The following is an 18,189-nucleotide window of genomic DNA, read 5'->3' as shown; positions in this document are numbered from 1 at the left end:
GCCGTTCAGGGTGGGGCCAGTGCCTAGCCGAAGTACTTCTTCATGGTGCCCTCGGAAGCTTCACGCAGCTCGTCCACCGAAACGGTGAACTCGCCCTGGACTTCCAGGACGCCGGACTGCGCATCGACGATGCCCATGCGGGCCACGGTTACACCGCGGGCGCTGGTCATGTCGTTGAAGCGGACCTCTTCGCTGCGTGGAACGGCGACCAAGGCACGTGCCTGGGACTCCGAGAACAGCGCGGTGAAGGAATCGATGCCGTCACGCTGCTTGATCTCGTCCAGGGCCACGCGAGCGCCAACGCCGTAGCGCAGGACCATCTCGGACAGCGCTGCAAGCAGGCCGCCCTCGGACAGGTCGTGCGCGGCGTCGATCATGCCATCGCGGCTGGCGTTGATCAGGATTGCGCCCAGTGCCTTTTCGGCAGCCAGGTCAACCTTTGGCGGCAGGCCACCGAGGTGGCCGCGCAGGTTGGCGAATTCCGAGCCGTCCAGCTCATCGGCGGTGGTGCCGATCAGGTAGATGGCCTGGCCGTCGGCCTCTTCGCGCCAGCCCGAAGGAGTGCGGCGAGCGACGTCGTCGAACTTGCCCAGGGTCGCAACCACAGGGGTCGGGTGGATGGCCTTGTCGCCGGTCTGGTTGTACAGCGAGACGTTGCCGCCGGTGACCGGGACGCCGAGCTCCATGCACGCATCGGACAGGCCGCGGATGCCCTCGGCCAGCTGCCACATGACATCCGGGTCCTCCGGGGAGCCGTAGTTCAGGCAGTCCGAAACAGCGGCAGGGATCGCACCGGAAGTGGCGACGTTGCGGTAGGACTCGGCCAGCGCCAGCTGGGCGCCGGCGTACGGGTCCAGGTAGGTGTAGCGGCCGTTGGCATCGGTGGCGATGGCCACGCCGAGTCCGGTGGACTCGTCGATGCGGACCACGCCAGCATCGTCCGGGGCGGCCAGCGCGGTGTTGCCGCCGACGTAGCGGTCGTACTGGCTGGTGATCCAGGACTTGTCGCACATGTTCGGGCTGGCGATCAGCTCCAGGGCGGCGGCCTTCAGCTCTTCCCCGGTAGCTGGCAGGTTGGCGCCGGCTTCCGAGGACTTGAAGGTGTCAGCCTGCAGCGCATCCTGCCACTGGGGGCGGGCATACGGGCGGTCGTAGACCGGGCCGTCGTGGGCGACGGTCTTCGGATCCACATCCACGATGACTTCGCCATCCCAGGTGATGATCAACCGGTCGGTGTCGGTGACCTCGCCCAGCCAGGAGAACTCCACGTTCCACTTGGCCATGACGGCCTCGAACGCCTCGATGTTCTCCGGAGTGACTACGGCCATCATGCGTTCCTGGGACTCCGACATCAGGATTTCGCCCGGGGTCAGGGTGGAGTCGCGCAGCAGCACGTTGGTCAGCTCGACCTGCATGCCGCCTTCGCCGTTGGAGGCCAGTTCGCTGGTGGCGCAGGAGATGCCCGCAGCGCCCAGGTCCTGGATGCCCTCGACCAGCGAGGCCTTGAACAGCTCCAGGCAGCACTCGATGAGCACCTTCTCGGCGAACGGGTCGCCTACCTGGACCGCCGGGCGCTTGGATGGCTTGGTGTCATCGAAGGATTCCGAAGCCAGCACCGAAGCGCCGCCAATGCCGTCGCCGCCGGTGCGCGCACCGAAGAGCACGACCTTGTTGCCTACTCCCGAGGCGTTGGCCAGGCGCAGGTCCTCGTGGCGCAGTGCGCCCACGGCCAGGGCGTTGACCAGCGGGTTGCCCTGGTAGATCGGGTCGAAGACGGTTTCGCCGCCGATGTTCGGCAGGCCCAGCGAGTTGCCGTAGCCGCCGATGCCCGAGACCACGCCGTGCACCACGCGCTGCGAGTCCTCGTGGTCGATCGCGCCGAAACGCAGCGGATCCATCACGGCGATCGGGCGGGCGCCCATCGAGATGATGTCGCGCACGATGCCGCCGATGCCGGTAGCGGCACCCTGGTACGGCTCGACATAGGAAGGCGAGTTGTGCGACTCGATCTTGAAGGTCACGGCCCAGCCGTCGCCCAGGTCGGTAACACCGGCGTTTTCGCCCATGCCGACCATCAGGTCCTTCTTCATTTCCGGCGTGACCTTCGAGCCGAACTGGCGCAGGTGGTTCTTGGTGGACTTGTACGAGCAGTGCTCGGACCACATGACCGAGTACATGGCCAACTCAGCGGCGGTCGGACGACGGCCCAGGATCTTGACGATCTCGGCGAACTCGTTGTCCTTCAGGCCCAGCTCTGCCCATGGCAGTTCTACATCCGGGGTGCCCGCTGCGTTATCGACGGTGTCGATATTGAATTCCTTAGTGGCTTCCTGGCTCACTTTTTGCCTCCAACAAGGTGGGTCAGAACACTGGTGAAGAATGCCAGCCCGTCGGTGCCGCGGTGGTCCGGGCCGAAGCCGGCCTCGATGGCATGCTCCGGGTGTGGCATCAGGCCGACAACGTTGCCGGCCTTGTTGCTCACGCCGGCGATCGAGCGGCGCGAACCGTTCGGGTTCCAGCCCACGTAGGAGAACGCGATGCGATTTTCCGCCTCGAGCTCGTCCAGGACCTTTTCGTCAGCCACGTACTGGCCGTCCTGGTTCTTCAGCACGATGGTGATCTCCTGGCCAGCTTCGAACCCGTTGGTCCAAGCGGTCTGGTTGTTCTCCACGCGCAGCAGCTGGTCGCGGCAGATGAACTTCAGGTGATCGTTCTTGATCATCGAACCGGGCAGCAGGTGCGACTCGGTGAGGATCTGGAAACCGTTGCAGATGCCCAGCACGGGCAGCTTGGCGTCGGAGTTCGCGGCATCAGCGATCTTCGCCATCATCGGTGCGAAGCGGGAGATCGCGCCGGCGCGCAGGTAGTCGCCGTAGGAGAAGCCGCCGGGGATCACCACGGCGTCGACATCCTGCAGGTCGGTGTCGGCGTGCCACAGGGACACCGCTTCGGCACCGGCTGCGCGTACCGCGCGGGCGGCGTCACGGTCATCGAGGGTGCCCGGGAAGGTCACCACGCCGATGCGCGCTCCGGAAAGTTCAGTGCTTGGCGTTGAATAGTCGCCAATCAGGGGAAGTTCGGCGCTCATTAGTCTTCGAATACCTCGACGTTGACGACATCTTCGATCACCGGGTTGGAAAGCAGGGTTTCTGCAGCCTCGCGAGCCTGAGCGAGGATTTCTTCGGTCACCTCGCCGTCCACGGACAGTTCAAAGCGCTTGCCCTGGCGGACAGCTTCGAAGGAGGTGAAGCCTAGGCGGGGAAGAGCTCCCGCGATGGCCTTGCCCTGAGGGTCAAGGATTTCTGGCTTGAGCATGACATCTACAACGATGCGGGGCATCCGGCATATCTCCTGTTGGCGAGGTTAAGTTAAATGCCACACGGAGATGCCGTCTCACACCAGGGGGATTTGGCGCTCCGCGAGCTTGCCTTCATAGTCTACCCGTGAATGTGATGGGGAAAACGTCCCTGTGTGCGATAGCACCGATATCCTGCGGTTTAAGTCATGTGATCTTTGGCTCATGGGCTGCCGGGGCGCACGCGACGCGTATGCTGAAACTGTGAAAAATGCTAGTCAAACCGTCTGCGCCTGCCGGGTTCTGGACGCTGGGAAGCTGTCCTACGAGAACTGCTGCAAGCCGTTGCATGACGGAAGGGAAGATGGATCCTTGCTGCCGCAGACCGCGGAGCAGTTGATGCGCTCGCGCTACAGCGCCTTCGTGCTGGGGCTGGCGCAGTATTTGCTGGCGACCTGGCATGAGAGCACAAGGCCCAAGGAGCTGGAATTGGATCCGCAGATGCGCTGGACCGGTTTGGAGATCATTTCAACCCGCGCTGGCGGTGCGACGGCCTCCCGCGGTGTGGTGGAATTCGCTGCGCACTACCGCGACGGGCGGCTTGAGGCGCAGCAGCATGAGGTCAGTACCTTCGTGAAGCAGGACGGCGCCTGGTTCTACCTCGACGCCCTCTAGGATTCAGCGCTTGGTTGCGGCCTGCAGCATGGTCAGCATCTGGCTCTGCTGGCGTTCACGCGCTAGCTTGAATGCATCAGAACCGGAATGGTCCTTCAAGTGCGGGTCGGCGCCGTTGATAATCAGCAAACGCGCGATGGTGATGGCATTAGTGGTGCCCTGGCCCAGGACGATGGTTTCGTGCAGGGCAGTCCAGCCCAGGTCGTTGACCTGGTCTACAGGGATATCGGTGCGGAGCAAGTGGCGTACGGCCTGAACCCGGCCATTCTCGCTGGCGACGGCCAGGGCGGTACCGCCCATGCGATTTACCGCCGTGAGGTCGGCCCCGCCGTCAATGAGAAGCTTCAGCGTCTCAACCTGGCCATTGGCGCTCGCGCGCAGGAATGGCGACTCGTAGAAGTCATCCTTCTTGTCGGGATCTGCGCCTGCTTCGAAGAGTTCCTTGGCGATGGCAGGGTTCTTGTTGATGACTGCACGCATCAGCGCGGTGCGACCGGCCTGGTCTTGCGCGTTGAGGTCCGCTCCATCCTTGAGCGCCGACTTGACGTCCTTCAGCTTGCCTTGGTTCACAGCAGCGAACAGCTGCGTGGTGGCCTTGGACATTTCGGCCGCTGAACTGGGAAGGGCCTTGATGGAGGCACCCGTGTTGGCACCCGAGGCCAGGGGCGAAAGCGAGGTTTCGGAGCTTTCCGGCTTAGCCGGAGTGCCGGTGGGCTTCTTGGCTGCATTGCTCGGAGCCATGGTCGGAGCAGTGGTGTTGCTCCGGGTTGGAGCCGGAAGCGGGAGACTGGAGCCTGATGCAGCCTTGCCCGGAGCGGGCAAGGATTTTTCGGCGGCAACGCTGGAAGAAGGGACAGGAACCGGGGTGGAAGCAACTTCATGGGCCTGGGGTGAAGAAGCGGCGCAACTCGTGCAGGCACCGATCACGGCAGCAAGGGGGAGTGCAAGCAACGCAATGCCACGGCGATGCGTGGATAGCCCGGTATGAAGTGCCATCTGTCCTTTCGCGGTTCAACAACCCATCCCCGCATTGCTTTCGCATCATGCAGGGATTCTGCTCAGTAACTTTTGATCAATTGAGAGCTTAGCGGCCAAAGCTGAAAATTTGCGGTCAATCGGCGTCAAGATTTCTCTGTGCTCGGTGCCGGCCGATCTTCGCTAAAATCATAAGCACCATGGAATGCCTTTACTTTTCTGCCTCCCGCTGCCGCTCATGCACCTTGATGACGGTGCCCTATGCCCAGCAACTGCAATCAAAGGTCGAGGATTGCCAGCAGCTACTGGCCGGCTTCCCGGGCCTGGAATTCCTTCCGCCCCAAGCCAGCAACGAACAAGGCTTCCGCAACAAAGCCAAAATGGTCATTTCCGGAACCACCGGCCAGCCGACCATCGGCATCTTGGATGCCGACGGCCACGGCGTCGATCTGCGCAACTGCGGAGTCATCGCAGCACCGCTACGTGCCATATTCCCGGTCATCGAGCAGTTCATCCATGATCTGAAGCTCATTCCCTACGACGTTCCCAAGCGCAAGGGCGAACTGAAGCATGTGATTCTCACCCTGTCGGATACCGGCTCGGTGATGGTTCGTTGGGTGCTGCGCACCAAAAAGCATTTTGTGGCCCTGCGCGATTCACTGCCGCAGTTCCTTGAGCAACTTCCACGCCATAGCGTGGTGTCGGTGAACTTCCTGCCTGAGCACAAGGCAGTGCTGGAAGGCGAGGAGGAAATCATTCTTACCCGCCGAAGCACCTTGGAATTCGGGCTGAACGGCGTACCGATGCATTTGCGTCCCCAGGGCTTCTTCCAGACCAATAGCGAGATCGCTGCCGCCTTGTACCGGCAGGCCCGCCAGTGGATCAACGATGCCAACCCGGAAAGCGTTTGGGATCTGTACAGCGGGGTGGGCGGTTTCGCACTGCATTGCGCAACCGAGGACCGTACCGTGTATGGCATCGAGACCAGCGCGGAAGCCGTTGAAGCGGCAAAGACCAGCGCCAAATCCATGGAACTGGATGACATCCATTTCAAGGTCCAAGACGCAACCGAATTTGCGCTGAGTGCCGGCTGGGCGCCAGAGGCAGTAATCGTGAATCCTCCACGCCGCGGCATCTCTGCAGAGCTATCGAAGTGGCTGAATGGGTCCGATGTCCAGCACATCATTTACTCCAGCTGCAACGCGAAGTCACTGGCCAGGGACCTGGAGCGTTTGGACAACTACGCTCCGCAGCTGGCCCGCGTGATGGACATGTTCCCGCAGACCGGCCACTACGAAGTCATCGTGAAGCTGGAGCGCAAGGCCGCCTAGCGATCCAGGGTTGCGGTGCGCCGGTCAAGACGGCCGACAATCTCATCAACAATATGCGGGTCGATATTCGGTTCGCGGCGGGCCTTGAGCAGCTCGTCGCGGGCGGCTTCCAGGGCGATGGCCTGGATCGAATCGGCCTTGGCGATCACCGCGCGAATCTGCGTGTACTTTTCATCCGAGATCGCATCGTGCGGATCCGGGTCCTTGGCCAGGATGGTGTGCAACGAGTTCATGCGCCGGCGCACCGCCTGCTGGTAGTTCTCCGGCAGCTCTTCCAATTGCACGTTCTTGCGCAGCGCCGACAGTGCGACAGCCTCGGCGCGGCGGGCCAGGGCCCGGCGGGCACGCTTGGCGTCTTGCTCGTTATTGCGCAGCTTCAGCACGCGCATCAGCGCTGGCAAGGTCAGGCCCGGCAGCACCAGAGTGCACAGCAGGACGGAGCACGCGGCCACCACCACGAAGTTGCGGCCCTCGATTGCCGTGCCGTCGGCGGTGACCTTGGGCAGTGCCAGTGCCAAGGCCAAAGTCGCCAGCCCGCGCATGCCGCACCAAGTGAGCACCAACGCATCCTTGCGCGCAGGAATCTTGGGCTTGCTGCGGTTGGGCAGGTAGTAGGTTCCCAGCATCCACAGCGCACGCACTGCGATGACCACGAAGCAGATCGCGGCGATGCCCGGGATGAAGCCGATCAGGTTGCTGCCTTCCTCCTGGATCACCTGGTTCATCTCGATGCCCATCAAGCCGAAGGCCAGGCCGGTGGCCAGCAGCTCGAGCACTTCCCAGAAGGACTGTCGGGTCAGGCGTTCGGCGGAGTCCTGGGGGCGGTCCCGGCGCACCATTTCAAGGGCCGTAACCACCACTGCGATGACGCCGGAAATATGCAGCTCCTCGGCAATCATGTAGACCGCATACGGTGCCACCAACGTGGCTGCGCAACGTGCAGCCAGGTTGGGAACGAAACGGTTCAAGGCGCCGATGGCCCAGCCCATGGCCAGACCCAGAACTACCGCACCTGCGGCGCCGAGCAGGAACTGCGGAATGATTTCGAGTCCGACTTCCGAGCCATTCAAGGTTGCCTGCACGGCCAGCTGGAAGATCACGATGGCCATTGCGTCGTTGAACAGGCCCTCGGTTTCCAGCAGGGACGTCAGGCGCCGCGGCATTTTCACCTTGGTGGCAATCGCATCCACCGCTACCGGGTCAGGCGGGGCGACTACTGCGCCCAACGCTAGTGCCAGAGGAATGGAAACGATCGGGGAGAAGGCCAGCGCGGTAGCGGCCACGGTGCCTGCTGTCACCACGATGAGCACCACGGCCAGCCGGATCAGAGCCTTCCAGCGGAAGCGGAACACCGACCAACTGCTGCGCTGGGCCGTAGCGAAAAGCAAGGGAGGCAAGAAGATCGGAAGGATCAGCTCGGGCTCAATGTGCATTTCGGGCATGAACGGCAAGAAACCTGCCAGCGTCGCGAAAATCAGCATCAAGATCGGGTAGGGCAGTTTAATGCGTTCCCCGATGCCGACAATCAAGATCGTGGCGAATAGCAGCGCGATAACCAGCAGGAAAAAATCCATAGTCTTACTATTCTAGTTTCTCCGCGCAACTATTCAGGCCAATTGATTCATAGATTTTCGGATCCGAGTAAAAATGAGGCGGTATCCCAACGATCGATGGCGCAGCCGTTATGCCGTGAAAAACTCGCATTTACCGGATCGCCATGCAGGGCTCCGCTCACTTCGGCCCGTTGCGGTCCACCGTATATTTCGGTGCAGATCTCGTGGGGATCGACTTTTCTGGTGATAACGCTGGGCTCAAGTTCGAGTTGCAAGCAAGCCTTGGACGCGTCAGGCAATGTGCTGGAATCAGCGGCTTGCTCGCCAGCGCATTCCAGGGAGTACTGCTGTGAAATTTCGGCGCCGTTATCTCGAATGATGATTTCCAAGCGGGTTTGCGGTCCCTGTCCAATGCTGGTGGCGCAAGAAGCCAGCACGAGGCTCATGCTGCTGACCGCGATGCCGGTCAGAATCAGATGAAAGCCCCGTGCAGTGCCCATGAATCCATCTTGCCTCCGGCCAAAATTAAAGTTCTAGTCTTCTGGGAAGATTGGCAGGTTATTGGCGACTTGCAGCAATTGATTGCGCAGCAAATCGGCACGCTGCGCAAATTCCTTTTGCAATCGCACATACGCGGCCTTGCCCTCGGGAGTTTCAATGCGGATGGGTTCGTGGCCCCAATCGCCCAGATCATAAGGGGACGCCTGCATATCCATGGTGCGAATGTCCCAGGCGAGCTCGAAGCAGTCCATGACCAAGTCGCTCGGTACTGCAGGGGAGAGCTTATAAGCCCACTTATACAGATCCATATTGGCATGCAAGCAGCCAGGCTGCTCCAGATCGCGCTGGGTTTCCCTTGTCGGCTGCAGCTCGTTGAGCTCGATGGCCTGGGGCGTGTAGAAGCGGAAGGCGTCGAAGTGGGTGCAACGGATCTTGTGGGTTTCCACCACTTCGTCGGTTCCCTGCGCACCCAAGCGCAGCGGGAGGTACTCATGGCGGATGCCGTTGGCCTCCGACTTGTAGGCCATCGCCCATTCATGGAGGCCGAAGCAGGAGAAATTGCCTGGGCGCTGCGCGGTGCCGGCCAGGATGATGCGGGCGAACTCGATGGCGCGGGCACGCACCTTGCCGAAAGCCTGGGCATCAAATTGGAATCCCGTACCGTGGACGGTCTGGACGTTGCGGTAGAACTTCCAGTCGCTGCGTTCCTGGGCTGCATCTCCGGCCAGGGCCACGTTCATCCCCGGATGCCAGCGGTAGAGCTGGCCCGGTTTTTGCGTGTAATAGGTGAACAGGAAGTCCTCGATGGGATGCTTCTTGCCCTTCATCCGCCGTTCCACGAAGGGTTCGCCAAAGGCCCGAGCCCGTGCTTCATGCGCAGCGGCACGCGGCATCCACTGCGAGGGTTCCAATATGGCGGCGGTCAGAGGCATACTTCTAATTATTCAATTCATGGGCCGATGAAACCAGTTTGGTACGCCAACTCACACTTCCTGCAAAGGGGTACGCCATGGAAATCCTCCCTCCCTGGGAACCGCCGATGAGCGGCTCCGACCAACAGCATCTTTTCGGGATGCTCGACAGGCTGCGCGCCACCTTCAGGTACAAGGCTGACGGGCTGGGCATCGAGCAGCTGGCAGCGAAGCTTCCCAGCAGCCAGCTGAGCCTGGGCGGATTGCTCCAGCATCTTGCCCTTGTCGAAGATGAGAAATTCACCCACTTCATTGCCCGGCAACGCCCTGAAGTGCTCCTTGGACTCACTGCCAACGGGCGCGAGCACTTCGAGGTAGATCTGGAAGACGATCCCGCAGAAATCTATGCGCGATATGACCAAGCTGTGGCCAAGAGCCGGAAAATTCAGCGGAGCGTCATCGATATCGGGAACCTGGATGCGCAATCGGCGCTGGAATTTGAAGGAAAGCACCTATCAATTCGCCGGATCATTTGCGACTTGATTGAAGAATACGGCAGGCACACCGGGCACGCGGACCTGTTGCGTGAAGCTGTGGACGGACGAGTAGGCGAGGATCCGCCGTGGGAGTATCTGCCCCGGTGGTACCGGGAATAGCGCTTGAAAGAGGAAACTCAGTTGTGCCGCAGCAGGTGCCAGAAGCCCGGAACCTTGACGGGATATAAGCCGGTACCAGTTCAGCTTCTTCAAAACTAGCCTAGGGGGAACAGGGCTGAGAGTGAGCTATGGCAGGAGCCTGGAAGTACATAGGACAAGTTTGTCCCGGCGCATACTATGGGGCCATGACTCTCAAACGCTCCAGCCAACTTCCGGCAACCCCACCGGAAGTCCTTGCATGGTTCTCACGTCCTGGTGCCATCCGGCGCTTGTTGCCACCGTGGCTGCCAGTCCACGTGATTCAGGAAGCAGGATCGCTGCGCGATGGCGTCGCGATCCTTGGCTTGCCAGGCGGAATCCGCTGGCATGCTGAGCATCAAGCGACTGGCTGCATTGAGAATGAGAAGTTCGTTGACCAGTTGAAGCCCCGTGGCCTAAGGGGAGCAATTACCAGCGCACTGCAGTGGAAGCACGAACATTTCTTTGAAGCTACTGGTTCCGGAACGACTATCGTTGGCGATCATGTCACGTCTAACCTGCCGGCAAGGCAGGTAGAACGGATGCTGGCTTACCGTCACCGCCAGCTGGCGGCAGATTTCGCGGCCCACCAGCGCGCAAGCGATGCTGGCCTGCGTCCGCAGCGAATCGCAATAACTGGTACTAGCGGACTAGTCGGCGAGGCGCTATGCGCTTTTCTTGCTACCGGTGGCCACCAAGTCATCAAGCTTGTCCGGCGGAGCCCAAAATCAACAAGTGAGCGCAGTTGGGATCCGGCTGCTCCTGCCGAGGATTTGTTGGAAGGCGTTGATGCGGTTATCCATCTGGCCGGTGCCAGCATCTTTGGCCGTTTCGGCGAAGCGCACCGCAAGGCCATTGAAGCCAGCCGGGTGGGACCCACCCGTGCGTTGGCCCGACTGGCTGAACGCACCGGGGTGGCAGTATTCATCAGTGCTTCTGGGACTGGATACTACGGTTCCGATACTGGTCCCGGGCCAGTCTCGGAAGATAACCTGGCTCCCGCGGCCGGATCAGATTTCTTGGCGGACGTGGTGCGCCGATGGGAGCAAGCCGCGCAGGAAGGCGGCACATCAATGCGCCGAGTTCAGATCCGAACCGGTGTGGTGCTCAGCCCTCGCGGTGGCATGCTCGCGGTGCTTCGTCCCGTCTTCGCGGCCGGCCTAGGCGGCCGCTTAGGAACCGGAGCCCAGTACCTTTCCTGGATTGGCCTGGACGATCTGCTGGATATTTACCATCGAGCGCTCTGGGATTCGCGGCTATCGGGGCCGCTGAACGCGGTAGCGCCGAACCCGGTGACTAATGCCGAGTTCACCCGTGCGCTGGGCAAGGTGTTGCGCCGTCCGGCTGTTATTCCGGTGCCAGCGGCGGCGCCCATGGTCGCCCTTGGGGCAGATGGAACCCGGATGCTAGCCATGGCTAGCCAAAACGTCATCCCGCGAAAACTGCAGGATGCTGGACATGCTTTCCGTCGCGGACGCATTGAATTGGAGTTGGCGCATAACCTCGGTGCTCGGTTGCGTCGCTGAGTGCCCGTCAATTCCACCGGGGTAACACCAAACCCCGTGCCACTGGTAAGCGGCACGGGGTTTGGCTGACGACGGACCTTTGGTCCTTTGGGGGGGCGCTAGCCCATGTGGATGACACCGAGGAGCATGCCCGAAGCGAGCATGACCAAGGAGACCACCAACGCACGCCACAGCACCTTCTTGTGGTGATCGCCCAAGTCCACACGAGAGAGCGACACCAGCAACAAGATGGCTGGAACGAGCGGAGACTGCATGTGCACCGGCTGTCCGGTGATGGAGGCACGAGCCATGTCCACCGCTGGTACGCCGAAGTGCGCGCCGGCTTCGGCGAGAACTGGCAAGACGCCGAAGTAGAAAGCGTCATTGCTCATCAGGAAGGTAGCAGGAATCGAGATCAGGCCGGTCAGTACCGCCATGTATGGGCCCATGGAGGTTGGAATGACATCGACCAGCCACTGGCTCATGGCATCGACCATGCCGGTGCCGGAGAGCACACCGGTGAGCACTGCCGCGGCGAGCACCATGGAGACTACCGCAATGATTTCGCTGGAGTGCGCAGCGATCATCTTCACCTGGTCGGAGACCTTGGGGAAGTTGACGATCAGTGCGATCGCGGTGCCCACCATGAACAGGTAGGGCAGCGGCGTCACATTGACCACCAGCAGCACCATGATGGCGACGGTCAGTGCCAGGTTGAAATAGAAGGTCTTGGGACGCAGGGTCTCGCGATCCGGATCCAGGACGGTGCCGTCCATGGTGGAAACTTCGGTGCCATCGCCCTTGCGGGCCACGGACTCCAGAACGGCCAGGTTGCCTCCGGCAGGGGAAGTGCCGGCAGGGCTCTTTCCTCCGGTTGGGGTGGAAACGTTGCCGCCACCGAGTTCGGTGCCCCAGATTTCCGGACGCTCGCGCTGCAAGCGGCGGCGTTCGGATACGCCCATCTGCCATGCGAACAGGGCAATGACAATGAGTGAAATACCCAGCGAAGGGAGCATCGGCACGAAGATCTCTGAAGCGTCAACACCCAGCGCCGCAGCCGCACGGGCGGTTGGGCCACCCCAAGGAACGATGTTCAGCGTGCCATTGGTCAGGCCGGCCACGCAGGTCAGGACCACTGGGCTCATGCCCAGGCGCTGGTAGATCGGCAGCAGAGCCGCGGTGACCACAATAAAGGTGGTCGAGCCGTCGCCGTCCAGGGAAATTACCGCGGTCAGCAGCGAGGTGCCCATGACGACCTTGGCGGGGTCGTTGCCTACTAGCTTCTGGATGCCGGAGACCAGGCGGTCGAACAAACCGACATCAATCATGATGCCGAAGTACATGATGGCGAACATCAGCAGGGCTGCGGTGCTGGACATGTCCTTGACCGCATCCATGACCATATCGCCAAGGCCGAATCCAGCACCGGTGAACAAACCGAAGATGGTTGGAACCAGAATCAATGCCAGCAGCGGCGTCATGCGTTTTGTCATGATCAGCACCATGAAGGTGGCGACCATGAGGAATCCGAGTACAACGAGCATTGACCCGACCTCCATTTCAGTGTGAGTGAATCCTTAGTCCCCACAAGCTAGGAGGGGCACCCATTCAAGGTACGTGTCGGTGCTCACTTTGCGCGTCTTGTGCTTATTGTTGAAGGCTTAAGTTCTTTGCCAACTTTTTGCTCATTAAAATCACGAGAGTAGAAAGATGGGTTTATGCTGGGTGGCATGTTCCGTTCTGGCGCCGGCACCCGGCATTTCGCATCACGCATCATGCGACTGCAATTCCTGGTCGTAGGTGTTTTGATTGTTCTAGTTACTGCCGGAACACTTTTCGCCAGCTATGACCGCGTCTATTCGAAAGCCGAAGATACCTCGCTGACCATAGCCCGTTCCGTGGCTGTCCTGCCGGAAGTGGTTGAGCAGGTCTCGCACTATGCCGAGCTGGACAAGCTGGATTCCAAGGCGCTCGCCGACGGAAAACTGCAGCAACTAGCTAACGCCGTCATTGGGCAAGAACAAGCGTATTTCGTAGTGATTACCGAGGACCGCGGACTGCGCTTGAGCCATCCGAACCCCGAAGAACTAGGCCAAATGGTCTCCACCGACCCGGTGGCGTTGGAAGGCATCGAAGCGGTCTCCCGAGAACACGGAACTCTTGGTGAATCGGTGCGCGCCAAAGTCCCGATCTACGGCACCGCGGGTGCCGTCATCGGAGAGGTTTCCGTGGGCGTGACCACTGATTCCTTGACCGGGGCACTGCTTGAATCCTTCGCTTGGATTGTGCTGTTTGCGGTGATCTGCGCAGCCTTGGCGGTATTCGCCGGACGAGTCACCGTACGCCGCTTGAAGCGCCAGACCTTAGGACTGGAACCTGCTGAAATTGCCCAGCTTGTCAGGGACCAGCAGGCAGTGCTCTACGGTGTTACCGAAGGAGTCATGGGCATTGGCGCAGACAAGCGGATCACCGTGCGCAACAGGGCTGCCAGGCAACTGCTGGGACTGCCGCACCGCACCGAACTGGAAGACGTAGTCGGCCGCCACTTTGAATCCGCCGGTTTGGATCACCGGCTGGTCAGGGCGATCAAGGAATGCGACCCGGCGCCGGTACGCTTTGGAGCCAATGGCAACTCGCTCATTGCCCGCGTGACCAAGGTCGACCGAGACGGAGTGGACCTCGGGTTGGTAGTGCTGCTGCACGATGTCACCACCCTTGAAGCGCTGGGCACCAAACTCGATGCAGTCCAGGACATGGCAGATGCGCTGCGCGCCCAACGCCATGAATTCGCCAACCGGATGCATGCGGTCCTGGGGCTGATCAATCTCGGCAAGATCGAGCAGGCGGAAGACTACCTGCGTGAGGTGATGGAAGCCGGGCCGAAGATCGCTCAGGTACCCGGGCTGGAGGCCATCCAGGACGCCTACCTCGCGGCCTTTATTTCGGCGAAGGCGGTGCGCGCCCACGAACAAGGCATCGAGCTAAGGGTGTCTGCGCAATCCATGCTTTTCGGGCACATCGCCTCGGCCCATGATGCCCAGGATGCCACCGCAGTCCTGGGAAACCTGCTGGATAATGCCTTCACCGCGGCTCTTTGCACAGATGCTGAACCCTGGGTGGAAATCGATTTGCTCTCCGAGGGGAACACCTTGCACATAGCCGTGGCCGATTCTGGACCCGGCATTACCACCGACGAGGACATCTTCGCACGGGATGTCAGCACTGGATCCCATCTGGGAAGCGAGCATGGGCATGGCGTAGGACTGCCACTGATCAGACGGCTAGCCCAAGCCCGCAGTGGGGACGTCTGGATAGCGGACCGCGGAACAGAAAGTTCCGGGGCAGTTATCGCAGCAAGATTGCCGGCGGTATTGGCCGAGCCAGCCAGCCCAGAAAATGATCAGATTGAAGGAGCGCAACTTTGAGTGAGAATTCCAGCGGTAACTACCGGGTGCTAATTGTCGACGATGATTTCCGAGTCGGTGAGCTGCACGCGGAGATGGTCAACGCCATCCCCGGGTTCCAGGCCTTGGAGCCTGTGCAGGATCCGCGCGTTGTGCCCAAGATGGTGCAGAGCCTGAAACCTGATTTGGTCTTGCTGGATCTCTACCTTCCGCATGTCAGTGGAATCGAGCTGCTGAGAGAATTCGATGTTGATGCGATCATGATTTCCGCGGCGATCGAACCGAAGAACATTGACAAAGCGCTGCGCTCGGGTGCGCTGGCATTCATCATCAAGCCCTTTGATGCCAAGACCTTGGCCTCCAAGCTCAAAGGCTGGGCTCGCTATCGTCGCCAGTTGACCGGAACCGCGGAGTTCAACCAGCAGGGCGTGGACCGGTTGTATCGGGCGCTGCAAGGGGGCGAGGAAACCAGCGCGTCGGTGGGTGCTGCCCCAACCGAACAGGCAGTTCTTTCCTGCGTCAAGGACGCTACCGAACCCATGAGCGTCGCTGAAGTCGCAGAGGCAATTGGGGTTGCCCGTGCGACAGCGCAACGGTATTTGGCGGCGCTGGTGGCCAATGAATCCCTGGAGCTGCAGCTTGGGTATGGAACCCGTGGCCGTCCCGAGCACCGTTACGTGGCGCGCTAGGGATTTGGCCTTCTAGGTTGAGTCCCAGACCCTTCGGTAGAACGAGATTTTCCGCTCATCGGGGTCGATTCCGTAGCCCGCGTACACGTATTGTTCGAAACCAGGCCCGTAATTCCACTCGGTGCTCCACGCGGCAATGGCGAGATCTGCCCAGCGGTCTCCGAGGCCCAACTTCCCCATATCCACATGCGCGCTGAAATCATGGTTATCGGTGATAATCGTGTTGGGCAGGCAGGCATCGCCATGGCAGACCACAAGATCAAGTTCCGGGACCTCAGTCAGCAAAGCAGCTTGCTGCTCGGACGGTAGGTGCTGAATACGAGATTCCAGATCCCAGCTGAAGGGGCACTGGTCGGCAGGCAGTCGATCGTGCAATTGGCGCAGACCGGAGCCCACTGCAAACGCAGATCGCGCCGGATCGCTTTTGCCGAGGCCGCTGACTGCACTGTGCCCGGGCAATGCTGCCGTTAAGAGCAACTGGCCGTCAGCATGTTGACTGCAGGAGAGCACTTCGGGGACTCTGATGAATTGTCCTGCCCATCTCATGCGCTGGGCTTCAGCCAGGAGATCGCCGTCCTCTGCGGGAGGGCATCCAGGCGACCACTTGGCGAAGCGCATCTGCTCGCCGTGTCCAAGCCGGTATGTTATCCCGCCAAATGCGTTCTGCCAGATACCTTCGATTTCCGCCTGGCCGGCTGCACTGCGCACGGCTGGAGGAATCCGGTGATCGGCCATCGGCGGGCCTGAAATGACTTGAGGCGAACTCATTTTTCTAGTCTGCCAGTAATGGGCGTGCTTGTGTCCGGTTTCAAGAACCCTGGGAATCTTGAGCGGACAATTCGGGTGAGAAGTGGATGACGGCCCCGTGCAGGTGGCCTGGCAGCTGAGGTGGGCCTGCTTTGGAGTTCAGAATCTCTGGATACGTGGTGTGGACTGGACACGAATGATTTCTCTTGGTGTTCATCTCGGCTCAAGGAAATGGCTGATCAAGTCGTGAACACTGAAACCCATGAATAATATTTCACGACGCAAATTGCTCACCGGCGCTATTGGCGCAGGTGCATTGACCTTGGTCGGGCCGACTGGAGCAGCGCTGGCTTCCAGCAGCCCCCGCCTCGTGCGTTCCCGGCTGGGTTTGACCAACGGATTTTCCATGGGAGATGTCTCCACCAGCAATGCCGTACTCTGGGCTCGCAGCTCTGGGGAAGGCCGTTTGCGCGCTCAGCTGCGTGCGGTAGACGAAGCTGGGGAAGTCATCCGCGGCCGTGGATCTTTCGCCAAGACTTTGCGCGGTGCCTACGCCCGCGAGGCCACTGACTTCACTGCAAAGATCAATGCCGAACATCTGCCTGCAGGTACCCGTTTCGCAGTCAGCATCGGTTTTGAAGACGATAACGGCACCCTCGGCGAGACTCAGAACGGCTGGTTCAGCACGGCACCAGCGTTGACCGGTCGCCGCAACCACGATGCCTCCCTGGCCCAGAGCTTTGTGTGGTCCGGAGACACCGCTGGCCAGGGCTGGGGCATCAACGAAGAAATCGGTGGCATGCGCGCCTACGCGGCCATGCATGCAACCAAGCCGGACTTCTTCGTGCACAGCGGCGACACCATCTACGCCGACGGCCCGATTGCCGCAGAAGTCGTGGAGCCGGACGGCCAGATTTGGCGCAACTTGGTCACCGAGGAAGTCTCCAAGGTGGCCGAAACACTGGCCGAGTACCGCGGACGGCACCGCTACAACCTGATGGACCACAACGTGCGTGCCATGTATTCCGAGGTTCCGGTGATTGCCCAGTGGGATGACCACGAGACCCACAACAACTGGTGGCCAGGCGAGATCATCGAAGACGAGCGCTACACCGTTCGCGATATCAACACCCTGGCCGCCCGCGGACGCCAGGCCTGGCAGGAATACCAGCCAATCGCCGACCCGCGCGCCATGCGCGGGGGCACCGGTTTCGAGGCAGCGCGCATCTACCGCAAAATCTCGCGTGGTCCAGCCCTGGACCTGTTCGCATTGGACATGCGCAGCTACAAGTCCGAGAACACCGCAGGAATGGAAGAGAAGGCCACTTCGATTCTCGGCGAAGAGCAGCTGAATTGGCTGGTCGATTCCTTGGCGAAGTCCAAGGCAACCTGGAAGGTCATTCTCAACGACCTGCCACTGGGCATCATCGTTCCGGACGGCAAGGCGCAGGAATCAATTTCCAACGCAGACCACGGCGCACCACTGGGCCGCGAGCTGGAGCTTGCCCGCCTGCTCAAGGCCATCAAGGACCGCGGCATCAAGAACGTCGTCTTCCTGACTGCGGATGTGCACTATTGCGCAGCGCACCACTACTCGCCAGAGCGTGCCGCATTCAGCGAGTTCAATGAGTTCTGGGAATTCGTGGCCGGTCCAGTCAATGCCGGTTCCTTCGGCCCGAACCAAATGGATGGCACTTTCGGACCGCGCGTGGACTTCTCGCTGGCTGGCACCACCAACCAGTCACCGCGCGATGGCAAGGGCCAGTTCTTCGGCCACGTCGAGCTGGATGAGCAGGATCTGTTCACCGTCACGCTGCGCAATGGATTGGGAGAAATCGTCTACACCAAGACGCTGGAACCGAATAAATAGCAGCTCATACGAAGAACGCCTGCGAAACAGCAATTGTTTCGCAGGCGTTCTTCGATTGG

General features: G+C 60.8%; 16 protein-coding genes. 7 read left to right on the top strand and 9 right to left on the bottom strand.

Annotation, left to right across the window (positions count from 1 at the left end; translation table 11 throughout):
- Positions 1-23 precede the first annotated feature (23 nt).
- Genes purL through purS form a run of 3 tightly spaced genes read right to left on the bottom strand, consistent with a single transcriptional unit; the run spans position 24 to position 3,339 of the window.
- The gene (gene purL, locus ACRDT3_RS14100; protein WP_431493575.1) at positions 24-2,339 is read right to left on the bottom strand and encodes a phosphoribosylformylglycinamidine synthase subunit PurL; all 2,316 of its coding nucleotides are present in this window, start codon (positions 2,337-2,339) and stop codon (positions 24-26) included.
- Complete coding sequence (gene purQ, locus ACRDT3_RS14095) at positions 2,336-3,088, bottom strand: phosphoribosylformylglycinamidine synthase subunit PurQ (RefSeq protein ID WP_102598680.1); 753 nt, start codon at positions 3,086-3,088, stop codon at positions 2,336-2,338. The genes purL and purQ overlap by 4 nt, the downstream gene beginning before the upstream one ends.
- Positions 3,088-3,339 carry a phosphoribosylformylglycinamidine synthase subunit PurS gene (gene purS / locus ACRDT3_RS14090; RefSeq protein WP_102598679.1) on the bottom strand — a complete coding sequence of 84 codons (252 nt, stop codon included), beginning with the start codon at positions 3,337-3,339 and terminating at the stop codon, positions 3,088-3,090. Before purS ends, purQ begins: the two co-directional genes overlap by 1 nt.
- Positions 3,340-3,559: 220 nt before the next feature.
- Here purS and ACRDT3_RS14085 point away from each other — a divergent pair, with 220 nt between their 5' ends.
- Positions 3,560-3,970 (top strand): YchJ family protein, encoded by a 411-nt coding sequence (locus ACRDT3_RS14085; RefSeq protein WP_431493574.1) that lies wholly within the window; start codon positions 3,560-3,562, stop codon positions 3,968-3,970.
- 3 nt (positions 3,971-3,973) lie between these two features.
- Here the strand turns inward: ACRDT3_RS14085 and ACRDT3_RS14080 are convergent, their stop codons facing one another.
- Positions 3,974-4,966: an ankyrin repeat domain-containing protein gene (locus ACRDT3_RS14080; RefSeq protein WP_431493573.1), complete on the bottom strand. Its 993-nt coding sequence runs from the start codon at positions 4,964-4,966 to the stop codon at positions 3,974-3,976.
- A gap of 179 nt (positions 4,967-5,145) precedes the next feature.
- Between ACRDT3_RS14080 and ACRDT3_RS14075 the strand changes: the two genes are divergently transcribed.
- Positions 5,146-6,276, top strand: a complete 1,131-nt coding sequence (locus tag ACRDT3_RS14075; protein WP_431493572.1) for a methyltransferase domain-containing protein — start codon at positions 5,146-5,148, stop codon at positions 6,274-6,276.
- Here ACRDT3_RS14075 and ACRDT3_RS14070 read toward each other — a convergent pair.
- Genes ACRDT3_RS14070 through ACRDT3_RS14060 form a run of 3 tightly spaced genes read right to left on the bottom strand, consistent with a single transcriptional unit; the run spans position 6,273 to position 9,262 of the window.
- Positions 6,273-7,850 (bottom strand): cation:proton antiporter, encoded by a 1,578-nt coding sequence (locus ACRDT3_RS14070; RefSeq protein WP_431493571.1) that lies wholly within the window; start codon positions 7,848-7,850, stop codon positions 6,273-6,275. The two genes, ACRDT3_RS14075 and ACRDT3_RS14070, sit on opposite strands and share 4 nt — an antisense overlap.
- Before the next feature lie 47 nt (positions 7,851-7,897).
- Positions 7,898-8,329, bottom strand: coding sequence for a hypothetical protein (locus tag ACRDT3_RS14065; protein WP_431493570.1), 432 nt, complete (start codon positions 8,327-8,329; stop codon positions 7,898-7,900).
- Positions 8,330-8,362: 33 nt separating this feature from the next.
- Positions 8,363-9,262 (bottom strand): 3-methyladenine DNA glycosylase, encoded by a 900-nt coding sequence (locus ACRDT3_RS14060; protein ID WP_431493569.1) that lies wholly within the window; start codon positions 9,260-9,262, stop codon positions 8,363-8,365.
- Positions 9,263-9,339: 77 nt separating this feature from the next.
- Between ACRDT3_RS14060 and ACRDT3_RS14055 the strand changes: the two genes are divergently transcribed.
- The gene (locus ACRDT3_RS14055) at positions 9,340-9,897 is read left to right on the top strand and encodes a DinB family protein (protein ID WP_431493568.1); all 558 of its coding nucleotides are present in this window, start codon (positions 9,340-9,342) and stop codon (positions 9,895-9,897) included.
- A gap of 185 nt (positions 9,898-10,082) precedes the next feature.
- On the top strand, positions 10,083-11,441 hold the full coding sequence (locus ACRDT3_RS14050) for a TIGR01777 family oxidoreductase (RefSeq protein ID WP_431493567.1): 1,359 nt from the start codon (positions 10,083-10,085) through the stop codon (positions 11,439-11,441).
- A gap of 98 nt (positions 11,442-11,539) precedes the next feature.
- Here the strand turns inward: ACRDT3_RS14050 and ACRDT3_RS14045 are convergent, their stop codons facing one another.
- Positions 11,540-12,964 carry a CitMHS family transporter gene (locus ACRDT3_RS14045; protein WP_431493566.1) on the bottom strand — a complete coding sequence of 475 codons (1,425 nt, stop codon included), beginning with the start codon at positions 12,962-12,964 and terminating at the stop codon, positions 11,540-11,542.
- Positions 12,965-13,150: 186 nt separating this feature from the next.
- Between ACRDT3_RS14045 and ACRDT3_RS14040 the strand changes: the two genes are divergently transcribed.
- Together ACRDT3_RS14040 and ACRDT3_RS14035 are read left to right on the top strand one after the other, a co-directional pair.
- Complete coding sequence (locus tag ACRDT3_RS14040) at positions 13,151-14,845, top strand: ATP-binding protein (protein WP_431493565.1); 1,695 nt, start codon at positions 13,151-13,153, stop codon at positions 14,843-14,845.
- Positions 14,842-15,513: a response regulator gene (locus tag ACRDT3_RS14035; protein WP_431493564.1), complete on the top strand. Its 672-nt coding sequence runs from the start codon at positions 14,842-14,844 to the stop codon at positions 15,511-15,513. Before ACRDT3_RS14040 ends, ACRDT3_RS14035 begins: the two co-directional genes overlap by 4 nt.
- Positions 15,514-15,525: 12 nt before the next feature.
- On the opposite strand, the gene ACRDT3_RS14030 is transcribed toward ACRDT3_RS14035, so the two are convergent.
- Positions 15,526-16,248, bottom strand: a complete 723-nt coding sequence (locus ACRDT3_RS14030) for a phosphotransferase (protein WP_431493563.1) — start codon at positions 16,246-16,248, stop codon at positions 15,526-15,528.
- Positions 16,249-16,522: 274 nt separating this feature from the next.
- On the opposite strand from ACRDT3_RS14030, the gene ACRDT3_RS14025 reads away from it, so the two are divergent.
- Positions 16,523-18,130 carry an alkaline phosphatase D family protein gene (locus ACRDT3_RS14025; protein WP_431493562.1) on the top strand — a complete coding sequence of 536 codons (1,608 nt, stop codon included), beginning with the start codon at positions 16,523-16,525 and terminating at the stop codon, positions 18,128-18,130.
- Positions 18,131-18,189 lie beyond the last annotated feature (59 nt).

It is taken from the genome of Glutamicibacter sp. (assembly GCF_050701915.1).
Classification (GTDB): Bacteria; Actinomycetota; Actinomycetes; order Actinomycetales; family Micrococcaceae; genus Glutamicibacter.
The sequence above is the reverse complement of the archived record's forward strand: the minus strand, read 5'-3'. Positions and strand labels throughout refer to the sequence as shown.

Bases quoted from the DNA above. Each gene is read 5' to 3' on its own strand.
- purQ (WP_102598680.1), bottom strand. From the start codon at position 3,088: ATGAGCGCCGAACTTCCCCTGATTGGCGACTATTCAACGCCAAGCACT.
- purS (WP_102598679.1), bottom strand. From the start codon at position 3,339: ATGCCCCGCATCGTTGTAGATGTCATGCTCAAGCCAGAAATCCTTGAC.
- ACRDT3_RS14080 (WP_431493573.1), bottom strand. From the start codon at position 4,966: ATGGCACTTCATACCGGGCTATCCACGCATCGCCGTGGCATTGCGTTG.
- ACRDT3_RS14075 (WP_431493572.1), top strand. From the start codon at position 5,146: ATGGAATGCCTTTACTTTTCTGCCTCCCGCTGCCGCTCATGCACCTTG.
- ACRDT3_RS14070 (WP_431493571.1), bottom strand. From the start codon at position 7,850: ATGGATTTTTTCCTGCTGGTTATCGCGCTGCTATTCGCCACGATCTTG.
- ACRDT3_RS14065 (WP_431493570.1), bottom strand. From the start codon at position 8,329: ATGGGCACTGCACGGGGCTTTCATCTGATTCTGACCGGCATCGCGGTC.
- ACRDT3_RS14060 (WP_431493569.1), bottom strand. From the start codon at position 9,262: ATGCCTCTGACCGCCGCCATATTGGAACCCTCGCAGTGGATGCCGCGT.
- ACRDT3_RS14055 (WP_431493568.1), top strand. From the start codon at position 9,340: ATGGAAATCCTCCCTCCCTGGGAACCGCCGATGAGCGGCTCCGACCAA.
- ACRDT3_RS14050 (WP_431493567.1), top strand. From the start codon at position 10,083: ATGACTCTCAAACGCTCCAGCCAACTTCCGGCAACCCCACCGGAAGTC.
- ACRDT3_RS14045 (WP_431493566.1), bottom strand. From the start codon at position 12,964: ATGCTCGTTGTACTCGGATTCCTCATGGTCGCCACCTTCATGGTGCTG.
- ACRDT3_RS14040 (WP_431493565.1), top strand. From the start codon at position 13,151: ATGTTCCGTTCTGGCGCCGGCACCCGGCATTTCGCATCACGCATCATG.
- ACRDT3_RS14030 (WP_431493563.1), bottom strand. From the start codon at position 16,248: ATGGCCGATCACCGGATTCCTCCAGCCGTGCGCAGTGCAGCCGGCCAG.
- ACRDT3_RS14025 (WP_431493562.1), top strand. From the start codon at position 16,523: ATGAATAATATTTCACGACGCAAATTGCTCACCGGCGCTATTGGCGCA.